This is a genomic window from Hallella faecis (genome assembly GCF_018789675.1).
Taxonomy (GTDB): domain Bacteria; phylum Bacteroidota; class Bacteroidia; order Bacteroidales; family Bacteroidaceae; genus Prevotella; species Prevotella faecis.
Map to the genome: position 1 here is coordinate 1 of NZ_JAHKBE010000053.1, position 20,516 is coordinate 20,516.

Genomic DNA, 20,516 nt, shown 5'->3' on the forward strand with positions numbered 1-20,516 from the left:
CAAAGCTATTAGAAGTAGTACGCACTTCAAGTCACTCCAAATGTCGGATGATCCTGATTTTTGCCCAAACATTCTCTGCCGACAAACAACCGCAAAATTTGTGCGTGCAACTGCATTTTTAGCGGACGGAGCACTGTTTTCTGAAATAATATTGATATATTTGCAGTGACGTATTGTCGTTAAAACGCAAACATCACATCAATATGGAAACCACCAACAACAATAATCCGCTGGAACTTGTGTTCCACAACGACCTGCAACAGTACCTGTTCTCCATAGGGCGCATCGACGAGCATTTCCCCGAGTCGCCCGACATTGAGGAGCTGTGGCCCAAGATAGCCCAGAGCTACCTGCCCGACGGCATCCGCGAGTTCGCTGGTTACCCCATCGTGTCGCTCGCATGGATGATGTACACAGGCATGGCCGTGGCCAAGTATTGGGACACCGACTGGCAACTCTACAGTCAAGTGGACGACCTCTACAAGTACTTGCGCGACCAGCGCGACTTCGATCACATGGACGATTACATCTGCGAGAACGTGCTCCTCATGCGGCCCGACGAGCACAAACGGATAACCGACATTGTGGGCGAGTGTGCCTCCCGCACCCACAACCTGCTCTTCCACCAGCACCTCCAGCCCGGCACACGCGAGGCCTTCCTCGGCTACGTGGCCGCCATCCACCAGATGTATCTCATGGGCATGCAGCTCAAGGCCATGGGCTACCACATGACAAAGATAGGCTAACCCCCTCTTGGCGCAGCCATATAACGCGACGCCCCTCAATCGGCTTTGGACCTGATTGAGGGGCGTTGCTATAAGGAGCGGATGGATCCGGTTGGAGAGTAGCCGCGGGGGCGATTAGTTGTTGGGGTTGAAGTGTTTAACTTTGTAATAGGCGCGCTTGGGTTGTAGGTGCTCGTCGAAGAGGAGGGGATGGTTGTTCACGCCGAGCCAAGAGTCGCCATCGCAGAGGTTCCAGAAGGTCACGTTGTCGATGACATCCTTGTGGTTGCGAAACACCTGGAAGAGACGGGCGTACTGGGCTGCCTGAAGGGCGGCGAGCGAGTCGGTCATCTGTTGGGTGTCGCCCTTGGAGAACTGGAGTTGGCCACCCATCTCCTTGTTGCAGCGCACGTCGAGCTCGGTGATGTGGATGTGGCTTACCAGTTCTGCGTATTTTGTCAGCGCCGCATCCACATCCTGAGCCGACGGACCGTAGATGTTGCAGTGGCCTTGCATGCCGATGCCCGTGATGGGCACGCCTGCCGCCTGCATCTTCTTCACCATGTTGTAGATGCGGTCGCGCTTGGTGGGCATGGAGGCGTTGTAATCGTTGTAGAAGAGTAGGGCGCTTGGGTCGGCCTCGTGGGCGTATTTGAAAGCTTTGGCAATAAACTCGTCGCCGTAGAGCTTATAGAGTTGGCTCTGGCGATAGGCCGACGGACCGCCATCGTCCATGGCCTCGTTGACCACGTCCCATGCGTAAACCACGTCTTTGTAACGTTTCACCACTGTATGGATATGCTTCCGAAGGCGTTTGAAGAACAGCCTCTTTGAGGCAGGGCGGCCTTTCTTGTCGGTCATCATCCAGTCGCAAAACTGGGCGTGCCACACCAGGCAATGGCCACGTAGCTTGATGCCGTTCTGCCTACAGAAGTTGGCGATGCGGTCGGCCCCTTGCCATCGCCACACATCCTCCTTGGGATGGAGCGACCCCGACTTCATGTCGTTCTCGGCCGTGATGCTGTTAAACTCTTTTTTGATCAACGCCATTTGTGTGGGGTCGGTCACATTGCGCTGGTTTACCGCCACGCCGATGGTGAAATAGTTGCGGTAAACATCCTTCAGGCCCTCGGCCTCGTGTGTCTGTGCGTTAGCGCTCCCTGTCAGTAGCAGCGTAAGCAGGACAAACAAAAAGGTTCTTTTCGTGTGATAGGTCATCATGATCTGTTAGGTTTTATAGGTGTCGCCTGTTCCCATCCCGATGGATGGTGCGGGAGAAATGCGTAGCGGTTATTGGCCATGCCATTGCTGTGGGCGGCACTGAATTGTTGATGTGTTATGCTGTGTTTGAGTTGGTTAATTGATTTTGTACACGCGTTTCGCGCCTTTGTATGTGCAGGTCACTACGGCGCGTCCATCGACCACCTTGCCCACTGCAATCTTCACCGCGGGATTGGAGGCTGTGGCCCGAATGGTTGAGCCCTCATGGAGTGGCGCGTAGGCTTGGTAATGGCCTAAGTCCATGATGCCGTTGGCGTTGGTGGCAAACTGCGGTTGGGTGGGCAAAGCAACCTCGTGGCCATCGACGGTTATCTTGACGATAGGTTTTTCGTCGATCGTGCATGCCATGCCCGCCTTGGTGAACTCTAAGCTGTGGAGGTCGAAAAGCCCTTGTGGCCGTTGAGGCTTTGGCGATCGGTTGTATGGGTTGCGATCAAGGGGTGTTGGCTTCAGGTCGGCCCCTTCGGTCACGAGGTATAGGGCATGCTTGCCCTTTAGGCCTTCGACGGCGGGAACGGGCACGCTATAGGTGGCGCGTTCTTGGCGCGCGTCGGCCGGAATGTCGATAACGGCAATCTCGCGGCCCTTCCAAGTGTCGTTGGCGTAAGGCCCGTCGAGCATGACGTGGATGCGCACGCTCCCATGTCCACCCGGTGTGAGTTGGAGGTTGAGCATCGTGTGGTCGCCTTTGGCCGTGCCAGCGAAGGCTTTTACCCCCTTCGTGTCGTGGGCCAGTCCGCCAAATCCGAAATACTTAAAGCCAACCACGCCGCCATTGGTGATGCCTGCCAAATCCATGTTGTTGTCCCAGTTGTCGAAGTTGTCTTGCATCCAGTTGTTGCCATTGACGTAGCAGGCTATGCCGGCCGAATATTTTTGGTAAGGATTAAGTCCGAATATTTGGAAGCCTTCCGAGGTCACTTCGGCACCGGTATAAACGTTGCCGTCGGCTGCCGCGGCCGTCCACTCATGGTTTTTGGCGTAAGGGTCGTAAGCCACGATGCGCACCTTTCCCCCCTGAGCTACCGACCGTTTGTCGCATTCGATCTTCACCGGTGCCACCATGGGCTGTCGGGCGTTGCCGAAACCACGGGGTGCCCTGTGGTAGAACACATACCACTGCCCATTGATTTGCTGCAATGAGCCGTGGGTGTTGTGGGCAAAGTTTGTCGTGGTGAGGTGTGAGCCGTTCTCGTTGGGCACCACGCCACGTGAGTCGACCAACACACCGCCCGACCGCCAGGGCCCCAACGGACTGTCGCCATAGGCGTATCGCAAGGCCGAATTGGTGGAACTGAGGCCATAGTCGGGTCCCGAATAGCCAGAGAACACCATCACATACTTGTTGCCCACTTGTCGTATCGACGACGCCTCGAAGAAATTGAAGTCGCCGGGGTTTTGCCCTCTGCAGAGCGCAGGGTATTGCGTGCCTTCTGGGTCGCGCACCACGCCGTAGCGTTCGCTGGCTGGCAGGAAATAGTCGTGCACTTGGGTGCCCGGTCTTACGCCATACATGTTGTCGGGGTTGAGCTCGAAGGCGGTGGAGTGGCGAAAGCCATAGAAGACGTATGCGCGATAGCCGCGAGCATAATCGGCGTCGCGTGGGTTGTCGATCCTCTCCACAAAGACCGAAGGGTCGAAATCGATGAGCGATCCGTCGACACACCGTGTGCCGTCGGCCGTGAGGTTTACAGGGGTGAATGGACCATTGGGGCGGTCGCCCTTGCACACCATGGCCACACGGCCCCAGCCGCGCGAGTGGGGGTAAAGCCAATAGGTGCGCTTGCCTGTGCGTCGGTCGGTGGTCTCCACCAGGTCGGGAGCGTACATGGTGTCCCATTGCCCGTTGACGTAATGGCTGAAAATGGGGCCTTCGTCGCGCCACTGCGATAGGTCGCTGACGGGTGCCGACCACATACGTACGTCGTTGCCACAATATGCCGTATAGGTCATGTCGTGTGAGCCGATGATATAGGCACGGTATTGGCCAGGGTGGTCGGGGTCTTCAAATACGCGCGGCTCGCCGTCGGGCAGATGTTCCCATAAGGGCAGGTAGGGGTTTTGCGCATGACCTACGGCACACGCAAGGAAGGACATTACTGCAATGATGGTTTTCTTCATGGTTTTAGTAGATTGTGGGATTGGCCTTCTTGTATAGAAGGTTTCTCTTTGCAAAGATATAGCTGTTCTGCCAAATAAGCAAGTCTGTGGGTGCTTTTCTTCTGCCGCATGCGCTTTGAAAGCGCCATTTGGTTGTAGTTTAGGGGGCCAATGAGGGCTCGTGGCTGTCCATTTTTTGGGGTTTTAGGGTTCAAAAACAAACAAAAAGGTGGTACTGGAGGGTATTCGTGAGTTTTTTGTTAACTTTGCAAGGGATAAACCTATTTGTAATATGCTTACTACCATTCAACGTCTGCTGTGGAGCGGCCTGGTTTGTTGCTGCTTGGCGTTGGCAGGATGCGACACGGTGTTTGACGTGCATCCCTACGATGTGCACATCCGTGGCGAGAAAAACCTCAACGCCAAGGGCGTGGCAGCCATTGAAGCCGCCACGCTCGGCAAGGACACGCTGCGCCTGGCGTTCATCAGCGACTCGCATAGGAACTATAACGAGCTGCGCGACATGGTGGCCGACATCAACCGGCGCGATTCCATCGACTTTGTGGTGCATGGCGGTGATGTGACCGACTATGGCACTACGCGCGAGTATGAATGGGCACGCGACAATCTGGCCCGTCTGCGCAAGCCCTATGTGGTTTTGCTGGGCAACCACGACTGCCTTGGGACGGGCAACGCCGCCTACGAGAGCATCTTTGGCCAGCCCGACTTCAGTTTCATAGCCGGGCGCGTGAAGTTTGTGTGCCTCAACACCAACGCCATTGAGTACGACTATTCGCGTCCGGTGCCCAACTTCGACTTCATGGAGCAGGAGGTGACGGCACGCGGCGACGAGTTTGACCGCACGGTGGTGTGCATGCATGCCGCCCCCTACTCGGAGCAGTTTAACAACAATGTGGCGAAAGTGTTCAATTATTATGTGATGCGCTTTCCCCAACCGCTCTTCTGTCTCTATGGCCACGGCCACCACACGGAGCAACACGACATCTACGGCAACGGACTGATTTACTATGAGGTGGGCAACGCGCAGAAGAGGAAGTACTACATTTTCACCATCACCCCTAATGGATACAGCTATGAGATCGTTGAGGTATAGGCTTCTGGCATCGTTGGCGGCATGCCTGGTGGCGGTGGGCTCCGCCTCGGCGCAAGACACGTGGCACCGAGGCGACGACTCGCTGGTGTATGTGGCGCGCGACACCATGGCCGATGCGCGCAAGGGCATCACCGTGGAGGGCGGCGTGTCGCGGTACGACAAGCGCATGCACTATTATCGCAAGGGGTGGGCCAGCCTCATTCCCACGCAGCACGTGTTGCAGTTTTGTGGCAACATGGGCCTGTTCTCCATCGGAATAGGCTGGGAATATGGTAGGCACAAGCAATGGGAAACCCAGTTGCTGATGGGATTTGTGCCCAAATACGACTCCGACTACGCTAAGATCACTATGACCTTGAAGCAAAACTTCATTCCGTGGTCGATGTATATCGACAGGGGCTGGTCGTTTGAGCCGTTGCAATGTGGACTGTATTTCAACACCGTCTTCGGTCACGACTTCTGGGTGAAGCAGCCTGTGAAGTATTCGGGTGGCTACTACCCGTTCTCTACACGCATTCGGCCAAACATCTTCGTGGGTCAGCGTGTCACGAAGATGGTGCCGCACAGCCGACGCAAATACATCAAGTCGCTGAGCTTCTTCTATGAGTTGAGCGCCAACGAGATAGGTGTCATGAAGTTTGGCTACAATGGACGGGCCAAGTTTTGGGATGTCTTCGGTCTCTCGCTGGGGCTCAAGGCCCAACTGTTGTAGCGCAGGGGAATTATCAAAATAACGTTGCGCTTTTGTCGCCTTGCATGTGACGCGACGAAAGCGCAACGAGGGGGGGGACGGCGCAACAGGCTGTTCGCCTTATTTAACCACGTAGGTGTTGAACGAGTGGGCGGCGGTGTTGAGGTTCAGATACTTCTTTCCGATCTTCACGGAGAGCAGCGATGGTTTGTCGGTGAAGTTGCCGGCGGTGACGATGTATTGGCCTGCCTTGTCGCGGAACACCACCACGGGCGTTTGGCTATGCTCACGGCCCGCATAGGCCAGCATCTCGGTGCCAGCCTGCACGAAGTGGCTGAAATGCTTGTAGGCGAAGAACTCGGCCGTGTAGCGTGGCTTGCGCGTCTTACTGTTCACCTGCACGAGGGCGTTCTGTGTCCATCCCCAAGGCGATATGCCATTGTCCGTCAGGATGAAGTTCCAGTTGTAATACTCGTCGCATCCCAGTCCGATGTTGTCGCTTAGGAGGAAGAAGGTGTGCTCGCCCGCCTTCCAGTCCATCGACCCATTGCCACACTCGCTCTCGCTCACCATGAAGCGGTGGTTGGGATAGCGCTGGCGCATGGCCGGCAGGTTGTTGCGACATTCCCACTGGGTGCCAATGCCCTTGACGTTGGCTTGCAGGGTTTTGTCGTCGAGAATCTTCTCCACGTAGTCGAGTCGGTTGGTGTTGAATGTGCCAATCCACAGTTCCACCTCGGGGTGGCGCTTGGCCAATGTGGGTGCGAGATAATCGTTGTTGAAGCGCAAGGTGCCCTCAGCCGTCCACGCACAACCCGGATAAGGGGTGTAGGAGTAGGCCTCGTTCTGGTACATCACCTTTGTGATGGGCAATCCCTCGGTCTTGTAGAGCTCGATGAAACGGCAGAACATGTCGGCGTAGCATTGCAGGTAGCGCGGGTCTTGGATGAAATAGTCTTGTGAGGCAAGGCGGCGTGGGAACACGCCCTTGCGGTCGCCAAGCAGTTTCATTTCTTCGGCGTCGACCTGGCGGCCGTCGTCCATATAGAGCAAGTAGGCCTGCCGCTCATCCATTTGGTTCGTGTTGCTCGGTGACACGGGGTAGTCGTGGTTGATCTTCATCCAGACGGGCGGCGACCACGGACTCATGAAGAGCTGCAGGGCTGGTTGGTACTTCTGCGCGGCGCGGGCCAATGGGATGATGTTGCGCTTGTCGTGGTCAATGTTGAAGTACCTCAATGCGAAGTCGCCCGCCACGTCGTCGCAGCTATACCATGCCCGGGCGTAGTCGTTGGCGTTCATCGATACGCGACCGTGGGTGAACTTGAGGTCGCCCTCGGGTGCGAACAGTCGATACATCAGTTCGTCTTGCTCCTGTCGTGTCAGCAGGTTGAAAGCGTCCCAGTCGAGCTCATTGAACGTGGTGCCGAAGCCCACAAACCGTGTGCCGTGGCTGTTGGCGTCGACCGCCGCCACCACGTTGCCCGCCGCCTTCGTAGCCATGACGGATTTGCCCTTCGCCCACGAGGTTGCCTCCGTTGTGGTGAACGACGTTACTTTTTGTGCCCACGAGCCTGTTGGCGTCATGAGGGTGGCAAGAGCCATCGTCACAAACATCTTCCTTTGTTTCATGTTGTTTTTTGGTTTTAATAGTTATGGGGCAGGCCTTTCTCGCTTGGTTTGTTAAGCATAGTGGCTGCCGGCTATAGTTTGTCTTTTTGCAAAGGTAGTGGATTATTTGCGACAATCCTTGTTTGTCGTCATCTTTTTGGGTGAATGGGAAGCATTCTGTACCTACCATGGCCCTTGAAAGCCAAAGCGCCGAAACGCCCTGTCCCCTTTTCTGCGCTGTAGCGGCGAAAAGGCGACAGAGGGTTCCGGCGAAGGAGCTTGTGGGAGGGAGCTAATCGCCTATCCTCTCACATAGTGGGGCATATCGGCAGGGGTGACCATGGATATCTCCACAATTCCAGCCACCTTGCCGTCTTTCTTCCAAGCCGTTTGGTAGATCACCTTGTGAAGTCCCTGCTTCTCGATGGTGTAGGAATTGCTTCCCCCGGTGGCGAGAAGGTGGCGGATGATCTCACGCGAGCGCTCCGAGTGGCAGGCGTAGAGGTTCTTGCCAATGAGGTCGCCCTCCTTCTTGTAGGTCTCTCGCGACTTGTCGTTCATGTAGATGATGGTGCCCTCGGCGTCGCAAACCGTAACGGCGCAGTTCATCTCCTTGGCCCATTCGTAGTTTTCCATGGCTTATGTTATTTTAAGATGAATACCTTCGTCTCGTGCGAAGCCACCGTGCCCTTCCAGCGCTTGGCGTTGCGGGCTATGTCCTTGTGCTGCCATACGTCGCGCACCCCATACTTGCCCTTCAGTCCGAGTTGGGCGAAGTCGGCGGTGAGGGGCAGCGCTTTTTCGGCCGTATTGAGGATAGCCACGGCGTGTGAGCCGTTGGCGAGCGGGCGCACAAAGATCTGGTGGGTGTCGGTGTTCACCAAGCGCTCGGCCGCCTTGCCCAGCGGGTCTTGGTCAATGGCGATGATCTCCTTGTTGAGCAGGATGCGACGGTCCTCAGGGGTCAGCTTGCGCAGGTCGTTGCTCAGCGCCAACACCGACGACATCATGCACCACATGCTCATCTGCGTCTGATACTCCACGTAGGTGCAGCCCACGCCGCCGAGGTCGCTCGATGGGCCACCCGTTCCGTTGAGGCCCACCACAAGCATGTCCATGTCGGGCCATTGTCCGTGTCGGGCGTTGTGGGCGATGGGCGCCGTGACGTTCACGATGTCGAGGATGCCCATGCCGCCTTGGCCTACGATGTCCTTCCACATGTCGCGCACGTCGTAGCTGGTGCGCCACAGTTGGCCGCCCACGCTCTCGCACCACTCCTCACACTGGCGCTGTCCCCACTCGCAGATGCCGAGCACGATGTCGCGGCCCGAGTGTTGCAGGGCGTCGGCCATGCGCTTGTAGCGTCGGCGTGCCGTGGCGCTGTCCTCAGGCGCGTTGCAATAGTCGTATTTCAGGTAGTCGATCCCCCACGATGCGAACGTGCGAGCGTCTTGCTCCTCGAAGCCCAGGCTGGCGGTCCATCCACCGCAGGTAAGCTGGGCGGCGTCGCTGTAGATGCCGAGCTTCAGGCCCTTGGAGTGCACATAGTCGGCCAATGCCTTGATGCCGTGGGGAAATTTCTTGGGGTCGGGAATGATGTTGTTGTGGCGGTCGCGTCCGCCCTGCCACAGGTCGTCGATGAAGATGTACTTGTAGCCAGCCTCCACGAAGCCGTTCTCCACCATGGCGTCTGCCGTTTCGCGGATTAGTTGGTCGCTGATGTCACCCTTAAATAGGTTCCATGTCATCCAGCCCATGGGTGGAGTGGGGGCGAGTTTGTGGCGTGGTGTGGGTTGGGCAGAGGCTGCCAGCCCCATGGCCAAGAGGCAAAGGGTCAGCGTTAGGCGTTTGATTTTTCTCATTAAGATAATACGTTTATAGGTTTATGTGTAGGCAAAGTTAGGCATAATAACCCGAGCGCCCAAACGATTGCAGGTGTTTTATGGTACGTGGGGCGCAAAAAAATGTCGCAGGCCCGCCGTTTTTCGATGAAGATTACTACCTTTGCTTTCAGAAAAAACATATTTTGCATGAAGCGCAAACACATCCTCTCAATTTTCTTGGGCACGTTGCTTGTGGCCGTGGCCGTCGTGGCGGGCGTGTGGATGCTGGGCCGTCATGGGCGCGTTCCGCAGCACAAGCCCTTGCTCCTGTCGCGATTGGTGGTACGAATGCACGCCCGCCATCAGGCTCTAAAAGCCCAGCGCGATAGCGTGAAGGTGGTCCGCGTAAGGCCCGACACGATCATCGTGGGAACGCTGGCCGACGCCCAGGGCAATGGCATGCCCCGCGTTATTGTGAGCGACGGTTTCTCCTGCACGCTCACCGACGCCATGGGGCATTATCGCCTGCGCCGCAACGCCCGGGCGCGCTTCGTTTATTACACCGTTCCAGACTACTGTGAGGTGCCCGTCCATTCGCCTTCCGACCGCACCGCGTGCTTCTATCAATCGCTTGTCAAGGGCGACTCTACCTACGATTTCACCCTTCGCCGACTCCCTTTGGGCCGCGAGCGCAGTTACCGACTGGTGGTGTTTGGCGACCCGCAGGTAACCACCGCGATGAATCCTTACTACACCGGGCCCAACAACAACCGCGGGAAGAAGACCGACTTGCAACGTTTCAAGGATGAGACGCTGGGCGACGTGAACACGTTGTTGGCCGAATGGCCTGCCACCGAGAACGTCTATGCCCTGAGCATGGGCGACAATGTGCAGTATTATGGCGGCTACAGTCCCACCCTTGAGCGTGAGATGCGCGAGGCCATGGGCTCCACCCGCATGACCGTTTTCTCGGTTATTGGCAACCATGACCAAGATGGCCGGCAGCTATACCGACAAAAGTGGGAGGACAGCTGGGGTCCCACCGACTACTCGTTCGACCGTGGCGATGAGCATTTCGTGTGTTTCAACAATGTGATGTTTGCCCGTAAGAAAGGCTATTTCCAACCGGGCGAGCTGTCGGATGCGCAGATGGAGTGGTTGCGCCAGGACCTGTCGCTCACCGATAAGCGACGCAAGGTGGTGCTTTGCTACCATATTCCGTTCACCTTTGGCAACGGTCCCCACGGTGGTGCCACGCCTTTGGCCATCGCCACCGAGAGCGGCCATTACAGCAGTTCGCGCCTGACGCCCATCCTTCGCCTGCTTGAGGAGTTTGAGGGAGGGTTCGAACTTTTCTGCGGTCACACCCATTTTGCCCTCAATCACGAGATCCATTACCAAGGGCGCGACCTCATGGAACATTGCCATGCGGCCGCTTGTGGCAATATTTGGCAGTCGAACATCAATATCTGCGGTACCCCCAATGGCTATTATGTCTACACGTTCGGAGGTACGACGATAACCGATTGCTACTACAAATCGGTGGGATGGCAGCGCCATAAGCAGATGAGCCTCTTCAGGGCCGACACCGATTTCAATGGCGAACGTTACGCCGTCGATTGGAATTTGCCCACGGGTCAGGGCGTCATAGTGGCCAATATCTTCAATGCCGATTCACGATGGGTAGTGACAGCCGTGGAGGATAGTGTGGCCACACCAATGACACGGCTCAGCGGCAAGAACCAAGACGCCTTTGCCACGGGCTACCATCATCGCTACGCCGAGGCCATGCCTTACCAGTTTATCAGTAAGGCGAATGGCTATCTCATCATGAGCCACCTCTATTATTATGTGCCGCGCCGCAAGGATGCCGAGATTACCGTGGTGGCGAAGGACCCCTATGGCCATACCTATAAGGCCTCGTCGATCGATGCCGTGACCGAGCCCTTCTACAACTACGCCCATTTCCTCAAGCGGGGAAGGTAGCTTTCGCAAAACAATAGGCCCTCCATCGTGTGTTGATGGAGGGCCTATTGGCGCTAAGGGCTTACTGTTGCAACCAGTTTCTCACGATGGTAGCGCCCTCGGGAGTGAGCACACTCTCGGGGTGAAACTGTATGCCGTGGATGTTATAGTTGCGGTGGCGAAGCGCCATGATTTGGCCGTCGTCGCTCATGGCCGTCACCTCCAGGCAGTCGGGGAAGCCCGCACGGTCGACCACCCAACTGTGGTAGCGGCCCATGACGATGCGCTTGGGCAGGCCGGAGAAGATGGGGTCGTTGCCAAACTGGGTGCCTTCGGTGGCTATGCCGTGATACACCTCCTTCAGATTGACCAGTTTTCCGCCAAACACCTCAGCGATGGCTTGGTGGCCCAGGCACACACCCAGCATGGGCTTACGGCCAGCGTAGGTGCGGATCACGTCCATCAGCAGGCCCGCCTCCTCAGGGATGCCTGGACCGGGCGACAGGATAATCTTGGTGAAACGCTCCAGTTGGTTGAGCGTAAACTGGTCGTTGCGAAACACTTCCACCTTGGCTCCCAACTGCTTCACGAGGTGGGCGAGGTTGTAGGTGAACGAGTCGTAGTTGTCGATGATGACCACTCGTTCGCCGCTCAAGGGATTGTTGGTGTGCGGGTCGTCGGCCATGGCGTCATGGTCCCAGTGGGCCGACGGTGTGTGCAGGCATTCGCTCTGCAAGTCTTCGTTTATCATGGTTGTCGGTTTTTTGTTGTTTCAAGCTTTGCAAGGCCTTTGCGCGTGTTGGCGTTCGGGACGCTTACAGGTTCTCCGCTATCTTGATGGCCTTCATCAAGGCCCCCAACTTGTTGTTGCTCTCTTCCAGTTCGTAGGTGTCGTCGCTTTTGGCCACGACGCCCGACCCCGCCTGGAACCAGAGCTCGCCGTTGCGTGAGATGAACGTCCGGATGACGATGGCTTGGTTGAGGTCGCCGTTCAGGCCAATGAAACCTATGCATCCGCCGTATGCGCCACGGTTGTGGGGCTCCATCTCGGTGATGAGTTGCATGGCCCTAACCTTCGGGGCACCCGACAAGGTGCCTGCCGGGAAGGTGTCGAAGAACGCCTTGATGGGGTCGGCGTCGCTGTTGAGCGTGCCGCTGACACGGCTCACGAGGTGAATGACGTGGCTGTAGAATTGCATGTCCTTATAGAAATCGACCTTCACGTCGTGGCAGTTGCGACTGAGGTCGTTGCGTGCCAGGTCGACCAGCATCACGTGCTCCGCGTTCTCCTTGGGATCGTTGCGCAGGAATTCGGCGTTCCGACGGTCTTCCTCCGGATTGCCCGTGCGTCGCGTGGTGCCTGCGATGGGGTCGATGTACGACCGCCTGTTCTCGATGCGGTTGTGCGTCTCGGGCGACGAGCCGAAGATGCGGAAGCCGCCAAAGTCGAAGTAGAACAGGTAGGGCGATGGGTTGATGCTTCGCAAGGCGCGATAGAGTTTGAAGTCGTCGCCCTCGTATCGCTGCACAAAACGGCGCGACACGACAATCTGGAACACATCGCCGCGCAGGCAATGCTTCACGCAACGCCTGATGTTGGCCTTGTGCTCCTCGTCGGTGAGCGTTGAGGTGCGCTCGCCAACGGGGTGAAACCCATAAGGCTTCACGTTGGCGCGGCCTGCCGCCAACTCCAGTGCGTCGAGGCGTTCATCGGCATCGTCGCCCTCGGCGGCCAGCGTAACAAACACCATGGTGTTGTTGAAATGGTCGAAGATGATGAGGTCGCGATACATGATGTAATAGATATCGGGCGCGTCGTTCTTCTCCATCGTGGCGTCCTTCACGTCTATATTCTCAAAGTAACGCACCGCGTTGAAGGAGGTGTAGCCATAGATGCCGCAATAGTTGGCCTCGTCGCCCACTACGTGGAAGCGTTGGAGGAACGCGTTGAAAGCCTTGGCAATGGCCAGTTTGCATGCTTCGCCCTTGCCCTTGCCCGTTGCGGGCAGCATCTCCTCGGTGCGCGATCCGTCGGGGTAGGTGCAGATCACCTGACCGTGGCTCACGGCGATCGACGCCATGGGGTTGATGCCGATGAACGAGCGTGAGTTGTCGTTGCCATGATAGTCGGAACTTTCCATCAGCGCCGACTGTGGATAGAGGTCGCGAAGGCGCATATAGACGCCCACAGGGGTATAGAGGTCGGCCAGGATTTGGCGCGAATGAGTGCGATAGTTAAAAGTTTCCATACTCACGAGCCATATGTTTGTTGTTGAGATAAGTGTTCACGTCCTTGTCGCCACGTCCCGACACGGTGAGCACCACCACGTCGGTCGGCTTAAACTTGAGCTTGGCGAGCGCCGCCACGGCATGCGCACTCTCGATGGCTGGGATGATGCCCTCCATGCGGGTGAGCTCATATCCGGCGTAGATCGCTTCGTCGTCGTTGATGGCCAGCACCTGCTCGCGTCCCTGTTTGGCCAGGTTGGCGTGCATCGGGCCAATGCCCGGGTAGTCGAGTCCGGCCGAGATGGTGAACGCCTCCTCGATCTGTCCGTCGTCGGTTTGCATCACCAGCGTGCGCGCCCCATGTATGATGCCCTCCGTTCCACAGTGTATGGTGGCCGCCGTGTGGCCGCTTTTGATGCCACAACCGCCCGCCTCGGCCAGCACGATCTTCACGCGGGGGTCGTCCACATAGTGGTAGATGGTGCCGGCGGCGTTGCTTCCTCCGCCCACGCAAGCGATGAGATAATCGGGATAATCGCGTCCGATTTTCTCCTCCAACTGCCATTTCAGTTCCTCCGAGATGACACTTTGCATCTTGGCCACGATGTCGGGGTAGGGGTGGGGACCCATGGTGGAGCCCACGATGTAGAACGTGTCGTCGGGATGGCAGCACCAGTCGCGAATGGCCTGCGAGCAGGCGTCGCTGAGCGTCATGTTGCCCGTGCGAACGGGATTGACCGTCGCTCCGAGCATCTTCATGCGCTCCACGTTGGTGTGTTGGCGCTCCACGTCGGTGGCTCCCATGAAGACCTCACACTTCATGTCCATCAGCGCGCACACTGTGGCGGTAGCCACGCCATGCTGTCCGGCACCCGTTTCGGCGATGATGCGTGTCTTGCCCATCTTCTTCGCCAACAGGATCTGGCCGATGGTGTTGTTGATTTTGTGTGCGCCCGTATGGTTGAGGTCCTCGCGCTTGAGGTAGAGCTTGCATCCATACTTCTCGCTCATTCGTCGGGCGTAGTAGAGCGGCGAGGGGCGCCCCACGTAATCGCGGAGCAAAGAGGCGTACTCGCGCTGGAACTCCTCGCTGCGAATGATGGGCAGGTAGGCGTCTTGCAAGTCGTGTACGCACTTGTAGAGAATCTCCGGCACATAGGCGCCTCCGAACGGTCCGTAGAAACCGGTTGGCGTGGGGGTGATGGTTTGTGTGTCGGCGGCATGCTGTTGCGTGCCGGTTGGTGTGTTTTCCATGATCGTATTGGGTCTTGTCGTTGTTTCCATGTCTTGTGTTGTAAGGGTTGTGATGCGAAGAAGGGGTGAAGGTTGGGACGCCTGTTACTTTCCGAGCGCCTCGTAAAGTTGGTCGATGGCCTGGTCGGCGTTGTGCGTCTCGTTGAGCAATGTCACAAACTTACTGCCTATGATGGCCCCCGCAGCGTTGGCTTGCGCGCTCTGAAGCGTCTGCTTGTTGGATATGCCGAAGCCTATCATGCGTGGGTTTTTGAGGTTCATGGCGTTGATGCGCTCGAAGTAGGCCACCTTCGACTCATTGAAATGGCTCTGCGCTCCGGTAACGCTTGCCGACGAGACCATGTAGATGAATCCGTTGGTGTGCTCGTCGATGAAGCGCACCCGCTCCGCCGAGGTCTCAGGCGTGATCATCATGATGACGCGCACGTCATACTTGTCGGCAATGGGTTTCACCACGTCCATGTAGTCCTTGAAGGGCAGGTCGGGGATGATGCATCCGCTCACGCCGCACGCCACGCATCGTTTGAAGAACGCCTCGATGCCATAATGCATGACCACGTTGAGGTAGCCCATGAGCACCAGGGGAATGGTTACCTGTTGCTTGATGGCTTCGAGCTGGTCGAACAGGAGGCTGAGGGTCATGCCGTTGTGCAAGGCCACGGTGCCCGCGCTCTGCACCACTGGTCCGTCGGCGAGTGGGTCGCTGAAGGGAATGCCCACCTCAATCATGCTGATGCCGCGCCGTTGCAATGTGAGGATGACGTCGGCTGTCATGTTGAGTTCCGGGCAACCGGCGCAGAAGTATAGCGAAAGCAACTTGCCAGGCAGTGAGGGAGTTCCTGTGCCGCGTTGCTCGAGGGGTGAGTCGAATAGCTGATTGATCTTGTTCATGGTCGTTGTGTTGTGTGCCCCATCGGTTGTTTTGCCGTGGAAGGGCTTGTGTGTGTTGTTGTTTGTTATTCTATGATGTTGCGAGGGCCGACGCCTGGGTGTGCGTCTCAGCCCCTTACTTGTTGGATGAACGTTCGGAGGAGATCCACATCCTTGCGCCCCGGTTCCGTCTCGAAGCGGCTATTGAGGTCGATGCCGGCCAACATGGGGTGGTCGAACTGGCGCACCCGTTCGGCGTCGTCGGGGCCAATGCCACCGCTGAGCAGGAAGGGCGTGTGGCCGTTGTAGGCGCCGAGCACATCCCAATCGAACAGTTTGCCGCTGCCTCCCATTGTGGGGCAACGCGTGTCGAAGAGGAACAGGTCGACCAACCCTTCGTAATCCTTATACCGCGCCACATCCTCCTTGCTGGCAACGCTGAGCGCCTTGATGACCTTGATGTTGGGGGCGATGTCGGGTATGAGCGTGCGCTTGAGGTTGTCGATCATGGTGGGGCTCTCCTCGCCATGCAGTTGCACATATTGCAACCGATGGTTGTAGATGCGTGTGACGATGGTTTGCGGCATCTCGTCGACGAACACCCCCACCCGTTGGGGCTCTTTGGCGCTTGCGATGGACGCTTGCTTGTTGGCGTTGGCGTTGCGGAGGCGCTCCTCACTGTAGTCGGGGATGAGTCCGGCGTTGGAGGAAATCATCTTCACGAAGCGCGGGCTTTGCGGGTAGAAGACGAATCCCATGAGGTCGATGTCGAGTTGCGCCACCTGTTGGATGTTGTCGGCGTCGCGCATGCCACACACCTTGATGAGCAAACGTCGCTGCTGCGGTGTGTCGATGGGTGCTGTGTGAGGGTTGGTTGACTGCATGATGCGTAGGTGTGAATGGGTTGAACGTGAGGTGTTACGGCTGCGCGTGTTGTTTCAGCTGTCCGATGAAACGTGCCAGTTCGTCGCCGGGGTTGTCGGCCTTCATGAAGTGCTCGCCCATAAGGAAGCCGTTGAACCCCGCCTGTCGGAGGCGCATCACCGTGTCGGGGTCACCAATGCCGCTCTCGCTCACCTTGCATCCGTCCTTCGGCAGGCGCTCTGCCATGCGGAAACTGTTGTTCACATCGGTTATGAAAGTGCCGAGGTTGCGGTTGTTGATGCCATACATGTCGGGTTCCAGGTCGGCGTAATCGAGCTCCTCCTCACCGTGCATCTCCAGCAGCACCTCCATGCCCAGCTGGTGGGCCATGTGGATGAGCGTTCTGCAATCGTCCTTCAGGAGGTCGGCTGCGATGAGCAGCACGGCCGACGCGCCACAGAAACGCGCCTGGAGGAGCTGGTACTCAGAGATGATGAAGTTTTTGTAGAGGATGGGGAGGGTTACGCCCGATGCGCGCGCCTCGCTGATAAACTCATCGTATCCGCCAAAGAAATGGTTGTCGGTGAGGATGCTCAGCGCTGTGGCCCCTGCCTGTTGGTAGGCCATGGGTATAACCCCGGCGCGCCCCTCGCGCTTGATCCATCCCTTCGAGGGCGACTTGCGCTTAAACTCGGCGATGATGCCCGTGCCTGACTGTAGGAGCGCCTTGCGCATGGATGCGGGTGGTTGCTCCTCTTTGGCCATGCGTTCCTCCACCTTGGCCATGAGTTGGCGTGGTGGCATGAAGCGCATCCATTCGTCCACTTCCTGCTGCTTGTGGGCTACGATGGTCTGCAGGATATCGGTGTTTTCTGTCTGAAGGTCCATGGGTTGCGTATGAAAGGTTTAACTGTTGATCTCAACAAAGCGTCGGAAGGTGCTGAGCGCCTTGCCCGAGTCGAGGCTCTCGCGTGCGATGTCGATGCACTCCTCGATGCTCTTCTTGCCTTTCTCGAGCACCTGGATGGCGAATGCGGCGTTGGCCATGACGATGTTTTTCTGTGCCTGGAGGGCCGTTCCCTGCAGCACGGCGTCGAAGATTTGCGCAGCCTCCTCCTCGGTGGCGCCTCCCACCAGTTCCTCGGGGCGGGCAATGTCGAAGCCCAAGTCGGCGGGCTTGAACACCCGCTCATAATCGTTGGTGGTGACCTTGAAGTCGCTGGTGAGCGAAATCTCGTCGTACCCGTCGATGCTGTTCACGATGCCATAGTCGATGCCGATGCGCTGGTACACCTGTTGGTAGAGGCGCATCTGGTTGAGGTTGGCCACGCCAAGCAACTGGCACTGGGGCTTCGAGGGATTGATGATGGGCCCCAGGAGGTTGAAGAACGTGGGGAAAGGCAACGCCTTGCGGATGGCCCCCACAAACTTCATGGCCTTGGCGAAGAGCTGGGCGTGAAGGTAAACGATGCCACACTCGTCGAGCGAGCGGTTGAGCTTGTCGGCGTCGTCGGTGAACATAACCCCGTGGTTCTTGATGACGTTCGACGCGCCGCTGACCGACGTGGCCGAGAAGTTGCCATGCTTGGCCACCTTGTAGCCCGCTCCGGCGATGACGAAGCAAGCCGTGGTAGAGATGTTGAACGTGTTTTTGCGATCGCCGCCGGTTCCCACCACGTCGATGTAACGGTCGCAATGGAGCGGCACGGGCACGCCTGTCTCGAGGATGCCGTCGCGGAAGCCCAGCAGTTCCTCCACCGTGATGCCGCGCATCTGTATGGCGGTGAGCAGCGCTGCAATCTCAGGGTCGTTGAGTTCGCCCTGTGTGATGGCGACGAGCAGGTTCTTGGTTTCTTCGCGCTGCAGCTCCTCATGGTTGAGCAAGCGGTTGAAAATCTGTGTTACGTTCATAATCGGTTTTGTTTTTTATTTGTTTTTGTGTTGGCTTGTCGGGTCTTTTGGGCCCTCATCTGCGTGTTGTCGGTGGGCCTTGTTATATAAGGTGTGTTCGCTTGGGCATGTTGCGTTAGCGCCTTTCCGACTTCAGGAAAAGAAAAAAGACCTGTCGTAAGAACGGCAGGCCTTTCGGGTTTTATCTCCTTGGAGTATCCACACGGCTAAGCGACTCACGACTTTTGAGATCTTGAGCAACGCCACCACCAATATGCAGATACATGATTCATCATTGTTTTTTGTTATGATTACAACCGCAAAGGTACACAAAAACTTATAATCTGCAAACTTTTTATAGGAAAATTGTTTTTTTTCTTTGTTTTGCTTGCTTTTGTCGAATAGTTGAACTATATTTGCGTTCGATGGGTTTCGTTATTATAGGCGAAACCGTTTTTTCCTGAGGTTGGTAGCGTCCTGCACCAACCTCTTTTCGTGGAAGGATGTTTTCTGGCGCCAAGGATCAGCGCAGGGCTCCCGTGGCCAGCATGTCCATGATCTCGGCGGGTGGGCGCTTCTCGCCCAGCAGGCGCTTCATGACATCCATGTAGGGCGCCACGTGGCTAAAGTATTGGCGGTAGCCCTCACAGAGATAGTTGAGGCCGGGCTCGCCATTGGCCGTGCGGATGAAACGGTTGCGCGGACATTCGCCGTGGCAGGCGTTGAGCCATTGACATTCGCGGCATTGTGTGGGCAGACTGTCGGCCTTGGCCCTGCCGAAGCGGCGTTGGCGTTCGCTATACATCATCTCCACCAGCGATTGCTCGTGGATGTTGCCCAGTTTGTACTCGGGAAACACAAAGTGGTCGCACGAGTACACATCGCCATTATGCTCCATCACGCCAGCGTGTCCGCAATGCTTGGCCATGGTGCACAATCCGGGCGCCACCCCCACCCAGTTGGCCAGTGTGGCGTCGAAGATGTTGAAGAAAAACATGCTCACGTCGTGGCGCACCCACTCGTCGAAGATGGTGCAGAGGAAGTTGCCCCACTGCTTGGGTCTGATGGAGAACGGCGCCAGTTGGCCTTCGTCGACGAGCGACGCCAGTTGGCGACCGTCATCGTGGTGGGCCAATCGCTCCACCACGGGTGTTACCTGGATATATTGGCACCCGATGTTCTTGAAGAAACGGTAGAACGACAATGGGTGGTCGCCATTGAGGCGGTTGGCCACGGCCAGCGCGTTCCACTCCACAGCATGCCTGTTGAGGATGTCGATGCCCCGAATGACATTGCGGAACGACGGACCGCCCCCGCGTGTGCGTCGAAAGGCGTCGTGGTAAGCCTCGGGCCCATCGAGCGACACACCGATGAGCCACCCTTGGTCGTGGAAAAACCGGGCCCAGTCGTCGTTGATGAGCGTGCCGTTGGTTTGCAGGCTGTTGGCTATGCGCCGACCGCGCGCGTAACGCTGTTGTAGGCGCACCACCTTCTCGTAGAACGCCAGCGGGCGCACCAAAGGCTCGCCGCCATGCCACGTAAAGAGCACCTCGGGCGTGGTCTGGCTCTCGATATACTCGCGTATGAAACGCTCCAGCAGTTCGTCGGAGAGCATCTGTCGGCCCTCGTTGGCATAGAGGTGTTGCTTCTCAAGGTAATAGCAATAGTCGCAACGCAGGTTGCAGGCCGATCCCACAGGCTTCACCATGATATACATGGGGTGGGCGAACGGGGCGGCGGTTAGGCGGGCTTCAGGGGTCGTTGAGTTGGGTGATGCGGTCATGATGTGGTTTCAAGATTGTAGCACAAAGTTACAAAATGTTTTCCATCCTTGTAGGGAAACCACGCGGTTTTTGCGTTATTCGCCCATTATTTAGGGGTCGTTCTACATTTAGGGTGATCTGAGCTACGCTTCGCTCCATGCAGTTTAGGTCTCAGGCGGTGCCGCCCGGATGTGCCTTTTTGGCTTACGCTTCGGCAGTTGAGCTAAGCCCTCACAACGAATTGTTGTGTTTACGCTCAGACGCGGTAACAACGAATTACGCGAATTTTCGAATTTTTTCTAATTGCGTTAGCCAAATTCGTTCAAATTGGTAATC

The 20,516-nt window shown here is 57.1% G+C and carries 17 protein-coding genes; 4 read left to right on the forward strand and 13 right to left on the reverse strand.

What is annotated here, in order from left to right; translation table 11 throughout:
* Positions 1-203 precede the first annotated feature (203 nt).
* The gene (locus KM934_RS10540; protein ID WP_215760568.1) at positions 204-746 is read left to right on the forward strand and encodes a hypothetical protein; all 543 of its coding nucleotides are present in this window, start codon (positions 204-206) and stop codon (positions 744-746) included.
* Positions 747-860: 114 nt separating this feature from the next.
* On the opposite strand, the gene KM934_RS10545 is transcribed toward KM934_RS10540, so the two are convergent.
* Both KM934_RS10545 and KM934_RS10550 read right to left on the reverse strand, forming a co-directional pair.
* On the reverse strand, positions 861-1,946 hold the full coding sequence (locus tag KM934_RS10545) for an endo-1,4-beta-xylanase (protein ID WP_317192667.1): 1,086 nt from the start codon (positions 1,944-1,946) through the stop codon (positions 861-863).
* A 135-nt stretch (positions 1,947-2,081) separates the two neighbouring features.
* Positions 2,082-4,127, reverse strand: coding sequence for a hypothetical protein (locus tag KM934_RS10550; RefSeq protein WP_215760569.1), 2,046 nt, complete (start codon positions 4,125-4,127; stop codon positions 2,082-2,084).
* A 271-nt stretch (positions 4,128-4,398) separates the two neighbouring features.
* Here KM934_RS10550 and KM934_RS10555 point away from each other — a divergent pair, with 271 nt between their 5' ends.
* Both KM934_RS10555 and KM934_RS10560 read left to right on the forward strand, forming a co-directional pair.
* Entirely contained in the window at positions 4,399-5,220 is an 822-nt protein-coding gene (locus KM934_RS10555) for a metallophosphoesterase family protein (protein WP_215760570.1), read from the forward strand.
* Complete coding sequence (locus KM934_RS10560) at positions 5,201-5,932, forward strand: hypothetical protein (protein ID WP_215760571.1); 732 nt, start codon at positions 5,201-5,203, stop codon at positions 5,930-5,932. The genes KM934_RS10555 and KM934_RS10560 overlap by 20 nt, the downstream gene beginning before the upstream one ends.
* Before the next feature lie 99 nt (positions 5,933-6,031).
* On the opposite strand, the gene KM934_RS10565 is transcribed toward KM934_RS10560, so the two are convergent.
* The 3 genes from KM934_RS10565 to KM934_RS10575 form a co-directional block, all read right to left on the reverse strand.
* On the reverse strand, positions 6,032-7,543 hold the full coding sequence (locus tag KM934_RS10565; protein WP_215760572.1) for a glycoside hydrolase family 30 protein: 1,512 nt from the start codon (positions 7,541-7,543) through the stop codon (positions 6,032-6,034).
* Positions 7,544-7,822: 279 nt separating this feature from the next.
* Positions 7,823-8,158, reverse strand: a complete 336-nt coding sequence (locus KM934_RS10570; protein WP_215760573.1) for a PAS domain-containing protein — start codon at positions 8,156-8,158, stop codon at positions 7,823-7,825.
* Positions 8,159-8,166: 8 nt separating this feature from the next.
* A complete protein-coding gene (locus KM934_RS10575; protein ID WP_215760574.1) occupies positions 8,167-9,384 on the reverse strand; it encodes a glycoside hydrolase family 27 protein in 1,218 nt (405 codons plus the stop codon).
* Between the two features lie 168 nt (positions 9,385-9,552).
* Between KM934_RS10575 and KM934_RS10580 the strand changes: the two genes are divergently transcribed.
* Positions 9,553-11,331, forward strand: a complete 1,779-nt coding sequence (locus KM934_RS10580; protein WP_215760575.1) for a calcineurin-like phosphoesterase C-terminal domain-containing protein — start codon at positions 9,553-9,555, stop codon at positions 11,329-11,331.
* Positions 11,332-11,392: 61 nt separating this feature from the next.
* Here the strand turns inward: KM934_RS10580 and KM934_RS10585 are convergent, their stop codons facing one another.
* The 8 genes from KM934_RS10585 to KM934_RS10620 all read right to left on the reverse strand — a co-directional run bounded on the left by KM934_RS10585 (position 11,393) and on the right by KM934_RS10620 (position 20,200).
* Positions 11,393-11,995 (reverse strand): anthranilate synthase component II, encoded by a 603-nt coding sequence (locus tag KM934_RS10585; protein ID WP_215760583.1) that lies wholly within the window; start codon positions 11,993-11,995, stop codon positions 11,393-11,395.
* A 130-nt stretch (positions 11,996-12,125) separates the two neighbouring features.
* A complete protein-coding gene (locus KM934_RS10590) occupies positions 12,126-13,559 on the reverse strand; it encodes an anthranilate synthase component I family protein (protein WP_215760576.1) in 1,434 nt (477 codons plus the stop codon).
* Positions 13,546-14,793: a tryptophan synthase subunit beta gene (trpB, locus tag KM934_RS10595; RefSeq protein WP_215760577.1), complete on the reverse strand. Its 1,248-nt coding sequence runs from the start codon at positions 14,791-14,793 to the stop codon at positions 13,546-13,548. Before trpB ends, KM934_RS10590 begins: the two co-directional genes overlap by 14 nt.
* Positions 14,794-14,877: 84 nt before the next feature.
* Positions 14,878-15,684: a tryptophan synthase subunit alpha gene (gene trpA / locus KM934_RS10600; RefSeq protein WP_215760578.1), complete on the reverse strand. Its 807-nt coding sequence runs from the start codon at positions 15,682-15,684 to the stop codon at positions 14,878-14,880.
* Positions 15,685-15,791: 107 nt separating this feature from the next.
* Positions 15,792-16,493, reverse strand: a complete 702-nt coding sequence (locus tag KM934_RS10605; protein WP_215760584.1) for a phosphoribosylanthranilate isomerase — start codon at positions 16,491-16,493, stop codon at positions 15,792-15,794.
* An 88-nt stretch (positions 16,494-16,581) separates the two neighbouring features.
* Positions 16,582-17,415, reverse strand: a complete 834-nt coding sequence (gene trpC, locus KM934_RS10610) for an indole-3-glycerol phosphate synthase TrpC (RefSeq protein ID WP_215760579.1) — start codon at positions 17,413-17,415, stop codon at positions 16,582-16,584.
* 18 nt (positions 17,416-17,433) lie between these two features.
* Positions 17,434-18,438 (reverse strand): anthranilate phosphoribosyltransferase, encoded by a 1,005-nt coding sequence (gene trpD / locus KM934_RS10615; RefSeq protein ID WP_215760580.1) that lies wholly within the window; start codon positions 18,436-18,438, stop codon positions 17,434-17,436.
* Between the two features lie 502 nt (positions 18,439-18,940).
* Positions 18,941-20,200 carry an anaerobic sulfatase-maturation protein gene (locus tag KM934_RS10620; RefSeq protein WP_215760581.1) on the reverse strand — a complete coding sequence of 420 codons (1,260 nt, stop codon included), beginning with the start codon at positions 20,198-20,200 and terminating at the stop codon, positions 18,941-18,943.
* Positions 20,201-20,516: the final 316 nt, after the last annotated feature.